Source organism: Frankia sp. R82, from assembly GCF_023716925.1.
Lineage (GTDB): Bacteria > Actinomycetota > Actinomycetes > Frankiales > Frankiaceae > Frankia.
The window spans coordinates 1-12276 of the sequence record NZ_JAMQQG010000332.1; the positions used below are offsets into that span (position 1 = coordinate 1).

At 62.1% G+C, this 12276-nt stretch carries 6 protein-coding genes and 1 pseudogene; 3 read left to right on the forward strand and 4 right to left on the reverse strand.

The features are described from left to right. Positions 1–128 precede the first annotated feature (128 nt). The 4 genes from ND747_RS30265 to ND747_RS27485 form a co-directional block, all read right to left on the reverse strand. Positions 129–1298, reverse strand: a complete 1170-nt coding sequence (locus ND747_RS30265; RefSeq protein WP_374216335.1) for a DNA cytosine methyltransferase — start codon at positions 1296–1298, stop codon at positions 129–131. Beyond that, a complete protein-coding gene (locus ND747_RS27475; RefSeq protein WP_285901245.1) occupies positions 1283–1801 on the reverse strand; it encodes a very short patch repair endonuclease in 519 nt (172 codons plus the stop codon). Before ND747_RS27475 ends, ND747_RS30265 begins: the two co-directional genes overlap by 16 nt. A 611-nt stretch (positions 1802–2412) precedes the next feature. Beyond that, complete coding sequence (locus ND747_RS29940; protein ID WP_374216336.1) at positions 2413–4086, reverse strand: DEAD/DEAH box helicase family protein; 1674 nt, start codon at positions 4084–4086, stop codon at positions 2413–2415. After that, positions 4083–6470: an ATP-binding protein gene (locus ND747_RS27485; protein WP_251737170.1), complete on the reverse strand. Its 2388-nt coding sequence runs from the start codon at positions 6468–6470 to the stop codon at positions 4083–4085. Before ND747_RS27485 ends, ND747_RS29940 begins: the two co-directional genes overlap by 4 nt. Before the next feature lie 784 nt (positions 6471–7254). Here ND747_RS27485 and ND747_RS27490 point away from each other — a divergent pair. The 3 genes and pseudogenes from ND747_RS27490 to ND747_RS27500 all read left to right on the forward strand — a co-directional run. Then, a pseudogene (locus tag ND747_RS27490) lies at positions 7255–7944 on the forward strand (response regulator transcription factor); the annotation flags it as partial. Between the two features lie 138 nt (positions 7945–8082). Then, positions 8083–10251 carry a sensor histidine kinase gene (locus ND747_RS27495; RefSeq protein WP_374216337.1) on the forward strand — a complete coding sequence of 723 codons (2169 nt, stop codon included), beginning with the start codon at positions 8083–8085 and terminating at the stop codon, positions 10249–10251. Between the two features lie 180 nt (positions 10252–10431). Next, a partial coding sequence (locus ND747_RS27500) for a glycosyltransferase family 39 protein (RefSeq protein ID WP_251737171.1) occupies positions 10432–12276 on the forward strand: 1845 nt, incomplete at its 3' end.

A 12276-nucleotide genomic window follows, 5' to 3' on the forward strand; every position in this document is an offset into this window, starting at 1 on the left:
GCTCATCCGCCGTCAACTCCACCTGACCATTTTATCTCACCTACCCGAGTAAATTGAACAGAATCACGCGACACTAGTTTCCGATTATTAAATTATATTAATTCGGCCCCCAAGGCGGAGTATCGAGATCACAGACCCGTGTGGGCACGGAGAGCAGACCCAATAGTGGCCGCAACATCAACTGCGACTGCATTACCCAGGGCACGCATGGCAGCAGTCCGCGTACCAGGAATCTCATAATCATCCGGAAATGACTGCACTCGGGCACTTTCGCGAATCGTCAGGTAACGTAGCGATCCGTCACGGAAACGAATCATTGCCTCTCCTCCGCAGACACCGTGAACACCAGCCTTAAGGGTCTTAGCCGGCCAGTCGAAAAGCCCGCCAGTATGGCCCTTATATGTTCTCGCTCCAGGAATCCCCCTATGATTGAGAAATTTTGGGTGCTCCTCGTTATCGATTGGAGCAGGCAGGTCCAGAAGCACTTCACGGGTGGTCCGCCAGGACGGCAGAGAGGAGCTTTCTAGCTCTTCCTGCCTCAATGCCGAGATTCTATTTGCGAGCCTTGCAGGGCTCTCACGTTCCGGGGCGAGTCCGTGGCGCTCCCAATATTCACCGGTAATCCACTGGGCCCGAAGAAGAGAGTCCCGACTATGCGTGGGAACAATCTTCGGCCAGGAATCAGAACCTCTAACATCCCAACGTATACCGACCAGGAAGACTCGCTTTCGCTCCTGTCCCACACCAAGATCTGCCGCATTTACTATCTGCCTGTATACGTGATAACGAAGACCATCGGAATGTGCATGCTGTATCCTGACATGATGCTCTATCCAGGATTCTCCATCTCGCGGAGTAACTTCTGGGATAGCAAGCTGGTCGGAAATATAATTATAATATGGAAGGAAGCTGGGCCGCAAGAGTCCGGGTACATTCTCGAACACAAACAATTTTGGTCGGAGGCGGCGAACAGTCTCTATCGCAGACGGAAACATATTTCGTTGATCATTATGTCCTGCATGCGCACCACTAATCGAAAAAGGTTGACAGGGTGGACCACCCGCAACAAGATCAACATCATCTAAATCAAGATTTTCTATATCTTCAAGCCAGTCGAGGATATCAGCCTCTACTATGCTCTCATCCTTCCACAGCCACGGATTCCGCGCCGCGTTCGCTCGTAGTACATGGACTGGCCTAGGCTCCCGCTCAACGAGCTGCTCATGCCCGAATCCGGCATCGCGCATGCCACGTGCCATGCCCCCGCCGCCAGCGAAAAGCTCTACCGATCTTGGCATTGTTCCCCCTCTCGCCCATCGGCCAATAGCTCGCCTGAACTCTTAGGCGATGTAGCCGGTTCCATTAGGCGCGCGGTGGCCTTCGAACGTACGAGCTGCTCAACCTCGTCAACTACTTTGACAAGATCTTCCTTTAGGCGAGACTCGAAGACTCTATAAACTGTCCAGGAAGCGTCGGTCAATTCCCGCGTCACACGCTCATCGCGAACCATGTTTGCAGTAATTTTAGCGCGCCAAAATTCTGAATTATTCATTCGCGCGAACTGCGCTTCGAAACAGGGCATGGCTCGCACACGCCAAGCATTACCATGCCAAAAATCACCATCCACAAAAACAGCCACGCGTGCACCAGGAAACACAATATCAGGGTGGCCAGTAAGACAGTTTCGAACGCGGAATCGGATCCCACGGCGCCAAAGCGCCTTACGAAGCGCCATCTCGGGCCGCGTATCCCGAGACTTGACAGATGACATGATCTTGCTGGTTATTTGAGGGTCGCGCATATTCACTTCCCACTCATCGGCGGGAGGTCCCGGATGACTGAATGGAGTACCTCGATTCCAGCTTGCCGACCCAGGAGGACATGGCGCTCAATCTCTCCTTCGCTGAGCCTATGGCCTTGGCGAATAGAAACAACGATCACCGGCGCCGGCCCGCCATCCACCCGGGCGTTTAAGCCAGCCCATATCAAAGCCCGGAAGTTGTTTGGATTACCCCAGATCAGGAGCTTCCAATTCCGCCCGTCAGTGATCAAACACCGGCTTGGCTTGTCCTGCAATGACTTTGCGTTGATTGACCACTCAGGACCGAATGCCTGATGCACAAGGTAGTCGGGTCCCGGCAGCCTACGCGTAATGAACGGAGCATAGGGGCCGAGACCGTGCCGAGCCCGGTCGTAGTGCTTCATTGGTACATCTTTGATCCATAGTCTTGCCCGCTCGCGTGGAACGTATCGTGCGAGAACCTCTCCGATCAAGGGATCATCAAGCCATCTATTATAGGTAGCCGAACGGTCCACTTGCGTAAGGCCATCCCAATCCAGCTCGTCAGCGCTACGATAAATCGCGGCGATCAGTTGACGGCGAATCACATCTGGAAGATCGCTCATATTGCTCTAGTTGGAGAAGACATTGGGGTCGGGAAACTGGAGTTTTGCCTCATCCAGCGCGGTCTCCAGACTCGCCGCATCTTTGATCCATTCCTGCATCAGGTTTTCAACAGTGCGATCGCTAAACTCAAACCGAGTGCCCGTATTAGATAGTCGTAGTGTCTCTATTTCGTCAGCAGCAACCTGCTCTCGCAAATTGAGCACCGCAGCAATACGCCGGATATCACTGACGAAGTCCAGGGCTTCGACATGGCTTTTACCTTGACGTAACCGAAGCCCGCGGCCTAGTTGCTGGACAAAAATGCGGCGGCTATGAGTCACTCGGGCAAAACAAATGATGTTGACATCGGGTACGTCTACGCCTTCATTCAGGATATCAACCGCCGTAATAATAGGCGTATCGCCAGAACGGAAGCGCATCAGACGGAGCTGCCGTTCCCGACGGTGCAGCTCGGCATGGACTGCCTCGGCACCCTTCCACTGCGGAACTTGATCGAGAATTACCGCCATCCGTTCGGCATGCTCAATAGTTCGGCAGAACACGACGATACGCGGATCAGGTGTTCGCTCGTAAGCTTCAATAAGCCTGTCGCGAATCGCTTCATCGCGTTCGGCAACAAAGAGGCGTGCGTTCAAATCTTTGATAGCGTAGCTATTTCGACTGGCGGCACGCACAAAGTCCCAGTCGATATTATCCGCAAACAGTCGGTAGCGAACTTCGGCGAGAAATCCAAGCCGCATTCCATCTTCGATTCCGAGAGTATAGGTTGGCTCGCCAAAGCGCTGCCTTATATCATAACGATCGCCACGCCAGGGCGTCGCTGTAACACCGAGTTGGGGAACGTCCGACAACAAGTCGAGCAGTTCTGCAAAATACCCGTTTTCGGCTACATGATGAGCCTCATCAACCATAACAAGATCAGGCCGGTAGCCGCTGCGCACGTACGAAAGCGCGCTGAAGATCGTCGCGCATGTAATACCCCGTAGGTCGTCTGGTCTATGTTCACCAGTTAGAAGCTGGGTTCGCGTACCTTTTCCGATGTGAAACCACAGTGCCCGCTCAAGCTGTTCAACAAGCTCTTTCGTGTGGGCGACGACAAGCACCCGCCCCGTAGTATGGCGGCTTAGATGGCGGCCGATAACTTCGCCGCCGATCACTGTCTTTCCAAGGCCGGTGGCAAGTACTAGCAAAGCTCGCCGTTGTTCGTCCAGCGCTTCCGTAACTCGCTGAAATGCTTCCGACTGGTACGGACGTAGCGGACGCTCGGGCAGCCGATTGAGAAAAGCCCGCTCTTCCCCATAGAGTTGAACGAGTTCCTTACCAGACCAGAGCTCGACACGTATGCCGACCCGCAGCAGCTCGTCTCGTCTGCGAACGACCGATGTCCCGAAGCGGGAGTTTGTCACAACTGCAGCGCGATCAGCGCTGTAGTAATCTTTCGCCTTAACAACCTCGTCAACCGCAGCAGAGCTAACCGAGGCGGTGGATTTCCATTTTGTCTGGAACACCCATCGCTCTCCGTTACGGCGGGCGAGAATATCGCCACCTTGGTCATAAGAGCCATCAATGTTGGTGACGTCTGTAAATCCAAGGTGGAGCAGTACTCTCTCTATCTGTCGCGTAAAGGCTACCGGCCCAACCTCTCTTAGGAAAAGTGGGTCCACAAAGGAAGACCTCACTGCAGGTCCTCCGATTTGATTTCCTGGTCAAGCATGTCTAGTGTGAGTCGGGTCAAAGAAAGATCGAGGCGCCCCTTTGCATCAGTATTGGCGATAAATTCCGCCAACGATTCAAAACGTCTTGCGAGACGTTCGACCTGCCGCGCTTTGGCATCATGGCTCGGCCAGGTTGACCACGTCGTAGTGAACACAGCACCGTCTAGCACTAGGTCCGGCCGGCTTCTAATGATAGCTGCCACTCCCCCGGGCCCTACGTGCGCCATAAATCGACCGTCAGTTGTGGCCTCGGACCACACCAAGCTTGATTCGGTAGCCTCAGCATTCCGCTCGGCATATTCTTTCTCCGAGATCGGCAAGCAATTCCAGAGAGCGATCGCGTACTCGCGTATAGCGACCACCGATGTGAGTGCCTCTCGAGTCCTTTGCAGTAGGCCGTCGATACGTTGCCGCAGGGCCGAGTCGGTAAAGCGCTGATCGGGTAGCCGGCTAATAATATCCGCAGCGACGTGGGCAAGCGGATCGTTTATCCTAGCTTGAGTACGCATAGTTTCAGCTAGCTGAATGATAGCGTAATCTCGTGGATCGCGCCCGCATTCTTTGAAGACGGAGTGTCTGCCGTCGACAAATATTTCTATTTTGTTTCCCCTCGGACTCCGAGCCAAAGTCGGAGTTTCTCGACCGTTTCCGTCCCTAAGGGGCTCCGAAGTCTCATAGACAACAACTTCTCGGCGGCCCAGATTCGGCAGCGCCACTTCATGACACAAGTCAAGGAGGCGCCTAGCGGAAGCGCGGTATCGGTCAAACCTCTCCTCTTCGGTCTCCTGGCGTGGGAGAGAAGCTGCATCCTTCGGAGAGGTAGCAGAAGTTGATCCCGTGAGCGAGAGCCCTGTAACATTTAGGATGTCATCGGGGTCCGGTAGATTGGTGCTAGGCCGGCCATCTCTCGCTGCTGGAGTCTGTTTCGGTGCTCGCTGGCCTGCTTTTACTTCATCGTGGTCGACTGCGGCTTCAAACCATCGGTCGTCAGTCCGATACTCCGGGAGTCCTTTATGGAAGTCACGGCCCCACTCTCGGGCGGTCTCGTGTAACGCTCGCGCGCCATCGCCAGGAATTAGATTACGTTGCCCCGGCTTAATTTCACGAAATGCACCGAAGAACCACCCTAGAGGAGAATGATTCTCTGGATAGTTGATCGCTTTAGCTTTTTTAGGCTGCAGCGGCCCGTCTCCTCGAATAATGTCAACGGCCGTGCGCCAATCTGAAGAGCTTCGCTCAAAGTCATTCTTTTGGTATGTGACTGGAACGTGGTCGAGGTGCACCTCACCGACAAATCGTCCACCGACGGTAGCACCGAGCTCGATTGGATATTCAGTCCACTCTTGTCCCGTGTCGGGGTGCTCCCATCTAAAAAGAGATTTGTCCTTTAGTCGGATCTTCCGCCCATTCCGCAGCAGGTCGAAACCGAAGTCGCTCGTATCGAAATAGCGCTGTAGGCCTATCCAGCCAAAGACTCTCCTTTCCCGGAGCTGCAGATTCTCGCTCTGACATTCCGCGCAGATCTCCGGATCCGAATGATGCCAGTATCCGCAGTCCATACAAGCCCAAGCAGGCTTCAGCGTTTTTTCGATTCGAGTTACCGCCGAGATGCTAGCCCCCCGATACGTTACATATCGGTTCGCCGACCAAACACACGGGAGCCGTGGTTTGACGCGGTTACCATTCACGTAGAGCGCGAAACCCCGACCTATTAGCGCCGACCCAAGAAGTTCCGGTACACTGTCGGGTGATCTTAGCATATACGAGTATACATCTCCCAGCTTTTCTCGTATCTGGGAACCTGTTGCCTGTCGGCGTAGCGAGGTACGTGTTTCCGGTTTGAGTTTCCGGATCGTTACTTCGGTTCCGTGGATGGCAGTGTCTGGCTTGGGCTGCCGACTCAGCGGCACGCTGAAGCTGCCGGCTTTCTCCATCCGCCGAAAATCGATTTCGGCTACAAGCCAATCCGCGTCACCGGCCCTTGTTGTCCGTACCTCAGTGAGGGTTCCAAGCCGGGCGGTCGCTATATTGAATCCCATGCCGAACAAACCCAAGCTGCCATGCCGTGAGTTATTCGTATACCCAGCCCGCAACGATCTCTCCAAGTCCTCCTTACCCATACCGCGTCCAGTATCAGCAACACATACGATTTCGTCGCCTTTTGGAGTGGTTGACTTAGGAAGAGTGACGCGTACAGTCGGAGGTTCCTGCGGGTCTCGTTCTTCATCCGCGATAAAGTCGTCGAAGGCGTTGTCGATCAACTCGGCAAGGCACTGCCAGGGCTGATACGGGATATCACCTAAGACCTCCAGCAGCCTGGGAGATGGAGTGAGATCAAGCTGCTCCATGAAGACCTCCGCGCGGGCTCTTGGTCAAGGTCCCTCCCCCTACCGTGGCGGGCTCACGTCCAGTAGCACCGAGTGGTGCCTACCAGACCAAGTCTGCCGCAGATGTAACAAGACTACGAAGTCAATCATAAGCCGGTCTGATCGTGAACAAGTGGTTGATCGGTGTCAATCCACCTTGCGGCTCACGGGCCTGAACCCAGGGCTGCGGCAAGTTTGCTTGGTAGCGACTGGTAGGCCGTGCTGAGGGTTTCCGGCGGTTCCGGGTGGCGGGTTGGTGCCGGTGGGCGGGGCCCGAAGGAGAGCGGGCATGACCCTCGGGTGATCTTGGAGGTTCCTACGCCAGCCTGATCGTCCCCGAGGCGCCATGCCCGCCGCACCATTATCGTCGCCTGCGCTTGTCCTGGATCAGCTGGCTACCGCCGTGCCGGCCGGTGGCCGACCGGTGCCGCCGGCGGATCTGCTCGCCATGTTCGAGCTGGTCGCCTACCCACGGACACGCCGGGGCCGCCGCCATCGGCTGCCGGTACTGCTGACGCTGGCGACATGCGCGGGGCGCGCTCGTTCGCGGCGATCGCCGAGTGGGCTGCCGACGCGGGTGAGGCGGTCGTCGACCAGCTTGGGATCGTCCGGGTCCCGGACGCCTCGACCTAACAGTCATGAAGCGTGCCTGCCAGTCAACAACTTTGCCGAGGCTTTGGGTCGCCACCGGATCGAGTCACAGGCTCACAGGAAGTTCACAGCCAGGACTCAGGTGGCGGCTAGGGATCTGGGAGAGGGTGTCCTCATGCAACCGGTGCGGGTACTCGTGGTGGACGACGAGACGACACTGGCGGAGCTGCTGTCGATGGCGCTGCGCTATGAGGGCTGGGAGGTACGCAGCGCCGGGGACGGGCGGACTGCCCTGCGGCTGGCGCGCGAGTTCCGGCCCGACGCGGTCGTGCTCGACATCATGCTGCCGGACATGGACGGGCTGGAGGTGCTGCGGCGACTACGGGCGGAGACTCCGGACGTCCCCGTGCTGTTCCTGACCGCCCGCGATGCAGTCGAGGATCGGGTCGCGGGGTTGACCGCGGGTGGCGATGACTACGTCACGAAACCGTTCAGTCTTGAGGAACTGGTCGCGCGGCTGCGGGGACTGATGCGGCGGGCGGCGCGCACCACCGAGGCCGCACAGGGCGCCCGGCTTGTCGTCGGCGACCTCACGATGGACGAGGAGAGCCGCGAGGTGGACCGTGGTGGGGTGCCCGTGCACCTGACCGCCACCGAGTTCGAGCTGCTGCGCTTCTTCATGCGCAACCCGCGCCGTGTGCTGAGCAAGGCGCAGATCCTCGACCGGGTGTGGAACTACGACTTCGGCGGCCAGGCCAACGTGGTCGAGCTGTACGTCTCCTACCTGCGCAAGAAGATCGACGCCGGACGTCCACCGATGATCCACACGATGCGCGGCGCCGGCTACGTGCTGCGCCCGGCCGACCAGGCTCAGGCCGCCCCCGGCCCGCCCACGTCCGGCGGCGGCGCCGCTGCGCCGTCGGCATCGGCATCGGCATCGGCGATGTCGTCGGCGTCGGCTGGTAGCGGCGCTGGCCGCCGCGCCTGACCCGAGCTGATCTCCATGGTGACCGCCGAGCCTGCCGGCCTGGCCTCGACTTCCGACGTCACGCCAGGACTACCCACCACCACGCATGACGGCCCCGGTCGCCGGAAGGGCGACGAACGTGGGAACAGACACGGGCGCGGGCGAAAGGTCTCGCCGGCCCGCTGGTCGTTGCGCGCACGGCTGATCGCCCTGCTCATGGTGCTGCTAGCCACCGCGTCCATGGCCATTGTGTTCGTCACGGCGGTGGCACTGCGCGGCGTCCTGATCAACCAGCTCGACCACAAGCTGGTTGACACCAGCCAGCGCTGGGGCCGGCCACAGCTCAACGACTCGATCCCAGGGCTGACTCCGCCCGGTCTGTATCCCGGCTCCGAACCGGATTCCGGCACCGGTTCGGATTCCGGCACCGGATCAGGTGGCAGCACGGGATCGGGTGGCAGCACAGGGTCGGGTGGCAGCACCGGGTCGGGCAGTGGCACCACTTCCACGACCACAGGCTCGAACGGCTCGGCGACCACAGCCACGACCTCCTTCACGGCCGCAACCACGGCGGCTGTCTCCTCCACGGTCGCAACCACGGCGGCGAGCGGCACCTCGGCGACGGCGACGGCGACGGCGCAGAACACGCTGTACGCGCTGGAGGCCGAGACGCTGCTCTCCCGGTTCTTCCACGGACCGGTGGATCCAGGCACGCTCGCCGCGATCATCGATGACACCAGCGTCTACGGCGCGACATACAATTCGTCGTCGAACACCCCCCAGTGGATCACCAGCGGTCAGGCGACGACGATCGCCGCTGTCCCCCGCGACGGCAGCCCGTACACCCGCAGCATCGGCAGTGACGAGTACCGGGTGTTGAGCATTACCCGCGCGGACGGCATGACGGTGGTCACCGCCCTGCCGATGAAACAGGTCAACGCCACGCTGACCAAGATGACGGTGATCGGCGGGGTGGTCGCCCTGGTCGGGGTCGCGGCCACCGCGATCGCCGGGACGATCATCATCCGGGTGACCCTGCGGCCGTTGCGTCGAGTGGCGGCCACGGCGGCCCGGGTCACGGAGATGCCGCTGGACCGGGGTGAGGTGGCGCTGTCCGTGCGGGTGCCCGAGGTCGACACGGACCCGCGCACCGAGGTCGGGCAGGTCGGCGCCGCGCTCAACCGGATGCTCGGGCACATCGGCGACGCGCTGGTCGTCCGGCATGCCAGCGAGATGCGGATGCGCCAGTTCCTCGCCGACGTCAGCCACGAACTGCGCACCCCGCTCGCCGCAATCAGCGGGTACGCCGAGCTCACCCGCCGCACCCGCGAGCCCGTCCCGCCGGACGTCACCTATGCGATGAGCCGGGTCGAGTCCGAGAGCGCCCGGATGACGTCCCTGGTCTCCGACCTGTTGCTGCTCGCCCGGATCGACTCGGGCCGTCCGCTCGAACACGAGTCGGTGGATCTGTCCCGCCTGGTCGTCCACGTCGTCAGCGACGCGCACGTCGCCGCCCCCCAGCACCGGTTCAACCTTGACCTGCCCGAGGAGCCCGTCTCCGTCACCGGCGACGCCGCCCGACTGCACCAGGTCCTCGCGAACCTGCTGGCCAACGCCCGCACCCACACCCCACCCGGCACCCTGGTGACGGCGAGCCTCGCCGCCACCGCCACCGACGTCACCATCGCCGTCGTGGACAACGGCCCCGGCATCGCCCCCGACCTGCTCCCGCAGATCTTCGAACGGTTCGCCCGCGGTGACAGCTCCCGTTCCCGCGCCGCCGGCAGCACCGGCCTCGGCCTTGCGATCGTCGCCGCCGTCGTCGAGGCCCACCACGGCCAGGTGGAGGCCACCAGCGTCCCCGGCCGCACCGCCTTCATCGTCCGTCTCCCCCGCACCCCCGCCGACCTGGCGAACGACCGTTCTCTCGCCCTTGACCTTGACGAGGACAGTTCCTTCGCCCTCGGCGCGGAGAACTCCGACACCGATGTCCACCCCATGGACATCCACGGCGCAGGCGGTTTCAGCCCGGACGCGCATGGCTACGAGCTGAACACCCCGCCGCTGTCGGACCCCGCGATGGCCCCCGACCGGACCGCCACCCGCCCCATCTCCCCGCCAGGTGCCCCGCCGCCGCTCGCCGCACCGCCGCTGATTGCCGCACCGCCGCCAGCCCTGCCGTCCGGGCCGACCCGTCGCATCTGATCCATCAGGTCGCCCGGGTCGGGCCGACTCATGCCGCCTGGTTCGGGGCCATGGCCGCCGGTCGGGCGCAGCAGGCAGGCCGAGGTGTCCACCATGGCGGGGCTACCCGGGGGTGGGCTCACAGGTTCGTCACAGGTGGAGCACAAGGAGCCGAAAGGTCGGCGGCGCAGGGTGATTCCCATGTCGTCGACTCTCACCGACCCGGTCCCCGATGCGCGGGATCGGCGTGCCCACGGGCACCGTCGCAGGATGCCGTGGACCAGGACGAGCCCGGCCGGTCCACCAGCTGACCATGACGCACCGACCGAGGTCGGGGCCGGCTCCGGTGAGGCGGGGCAGCCCGACGTCGAGACGGTGCCCGACAACGCACCCGACCCACGCTGGGTCCGGCCCGCCCTGGCTGTGCTGCTCATCGGCACGGCGGTGCTGTATCTGTGGGATCTGAGCGCGTCGGGCTGGGCGAACGCCTTCTACTCGGCAGCGGTGCAGGCCGGATCGGTGAGCTGGAAGGCGTTCTTTTACGGCTCGTCCGACGCCGGTAACTCGATCACCGTCGACAAGCCGCCGGCGTCCCTGTGGGTCATGGCGCTCTCGGTGCGGATCTTCGGCCTGAACTCGTGGAGCATCCTCGTCCCCGAGGCGCTGATGGGCGTGGCGTCCGTCGGACTGCTCTACAAGACGGTGCGCCGATATGTGGGTGCGGCCGGCGGACTCATCGCGGGGCTCGTGCTCGCGCTCACCCCGATCGCCGCCGTGATGTTCAAGTTCAACAACCCGGACGCGCTGCTCGTCCTGCTGCTCATCGGCGGTGCGTACGCGACCCTGCGGGCCGTCGAGAATGCCAGCACGAAGTGGATGGTGCTGGCCGGCGTGTTCGTCAGCTTCGCGTTCCTCACGAAGCTGCTGCAGGCACTGGTCGTCGTGCCGGTGTTCGCGCTGGTGTACCTGGCGTTCGCGCCGACGAGTTTCTGGCGGCGGGTCCGCCAGACGCTCGCCGGCGGGCTGGGGCTGTTGGTTCCGTCCGGGCTGTTCATCGCGATCGTCGAGCTCGTTCCGGCATCATCGCGGCCGTACATCGGCGGTTCCCAGCACAACAGCCTGCTGGAGCTCACCATCGGCTACAACGGCCTCGGACGGATCACCGGTGACGAGACCGGCAGTGTCGGCGGTGGCGGCGCTCGTCGGGCGGCCGGCGCGGCCGGCGGCCTGCTGCAGAACGGCGCTGCCGGCGCTGGAGGTATCGGTGGCGCCGGTGGGGCTGGTGGCGCGGCCGGCGGCGTGGCTGGCGGGGTGGCTGGCGCGCTGCCCGGCGGCGGAACCGGGACCGGGACCGGCGGCGGGGGTGCCTTCACGTTCCCCGGCGGCGGGCCGGGCGGCGGTGGTCGCGGTGGTGGCGGTGGCGGCATGTGGGGCGAGACCGGCATCCTGCGGATGTTCAACAGCGAGGTCGGCGGTCAGATCTCCTGGCTGCTGCCGGCTGCACTGATCCTGCTGGTGGCAGGGCTGTGGATCACCCGGCGGGCACCGCGGACGGACCGGCTGCGGGCCGCGCTCGTCCTGTGGGGCGGCTGGCTGCTCGTCACCGGGATCATCTTCAGCGAGATGAAGGGCATCTTCCACCCGTACTACACCGTCGCGCTCGCCCCGGCGATCGGCGCCGTGATCGGCATCGGGGCGGTGCTGCTCTGGCGCCAGCGCCACCACCCTGCCGCCGCGGTCGCCGGCGCCGCTGCCATCGGCGTGACAACCTGGTGGACGTTCCGGTTGCTGGACCGCACTCCCGACTGGCACCCGTGGATCCGCTACGCGGTTCTGGTCACCGGCATCATCGCGGCGCTGGGCTTCCTCGCCTCGGTGCGGCTGCCGCGGCGGGCCACCGTCGGCGTCGCAGCCCTCACACTGGTCGCCGGCCTGCTCGGCCCCGGTGCATACACGATCGCCACCGCCGGCGCCCCGCACACCGGCTCGATCCCCTCGGCCGGTCCGGCTGGCGCGGGCTTCGGCGGCCCCGGCGGCGGCTTCGGG

What these genes read in the sequence shown, in the direction of transcription:
- ND747_RS27475 (WP_285901245.1), bottom strand. Translation starts at nt 1,801, where the DNA reads ATGCGCGACCCTCAAATAACCAGCAAGATCATGTCATCTGTCAAGTCT.
- ND747_RS27495 (WP_374216337.1), top strand. Translation starts at nt 8,083, where the DNA reads ATGGTGACCGCCGAGCCTGCCGGCCTGGCCTCGACTTCCGACGTCACG.
- ND747_RS27485 (WP_251737170.1), bottom strand. Translation starts at nt 6,470, where the DNA reads ATGGAGCAGCTTGATCTCACTCCATCTCCCAGGCTGCTGGAGGTCTTA.
- ND747_RS30265 (WP_374216335.1), bottom strand. Translation starts at nt 1,298, where the DNA reads ATGCCAAGATCGGTAGAGCTTTTCGCTGGCGGCGGGGGCATGGCACGT.